Source organism: Gottschalkia purinilytica (assembly GCF_001190785.1).
GTDB classification, from domain to species: Bacteria; Bacillota; Clostridia; order Tissierellales; family Gottschalkiaceae; genus Gottschalkia_A; species Gottschalkia_A purinilytica.
The window spans coordinates 1-720 of record NZ_LGSS01000067.1 but is presented as its reverse complement, the minus strand read 5'-3'; the positions used below and the strand labels follow the sequence as shown (position 1 = coordinate 720).

General features: G+C 30.4%; 1 protein-coding gene. It reads right to left on the bottom strand.

All coding sequences use genetic code 11. The features are described from left to right. A partial coding sequence (locus CLPU_RS16375; RefSeq protein WP_115840422.1) for an HAD family hydrolase occupies nucleotides 1-720 on the bottom strand: 720 nt, incomplete at both ends.

The following is a 720-nucleotide window of genomic DNA, read 5'->3' as shown; positions in this document are numbered from 1 at the left end:
CGTTTAGTATTCCTAGTTCTTTTGCTATAGCCATAGCAGTTACTTTATGATCACCTGTTATCATAACAGGCCTTATTCCTGCTTCCTTACATTTTGCTACAGCTATCTTTACTTCTTCTCTTGGTGGATCTATCATTCCTAACATACCTATAAATATCAAATCATTCTCTACATTTTCTGATGTCATGTTAGTTGGAATTTCATCTACTAACTTATACGCTAGAGCTATTACTCTTAATGCATTTGATGACATTTCTATATTTGCTCTTTTTATATTTTCTTTTATTTCTTCCGTTAGTTCTTTTTCTTCATTATCTATAAGTATTTTTTTGCATCTATCTATTAAAACATCTAAAGCACCCTTAGTAAATACTTTATAATCTGTATTACTCTTGTGTATAGTAGTCATTAACTTTCTATCTGAATCAAAAGGTATTTCCTCTACTCTTTCTAATATAGCTTCTTGTTCTTTCTTAAATAATCCATGTTGTTGTCCCGCTACTATTAACGCTACTTCAGTTGGGTCTCCTAGTGATTTCTTTTCTCCATCATCTTCTTCTATTGTTGCATCATTACACAATAAACCAATTTTTAATGCTAAATCCTCATCCTTATTGTCTAAGTTAGCATCTTCTATATCTTTAAGTTCTCCATAAGTATAAAGCTTTGTTACTGTCATTTTATTTTGTGTTAATGTGCCTGTCTTATCTGAACATATTA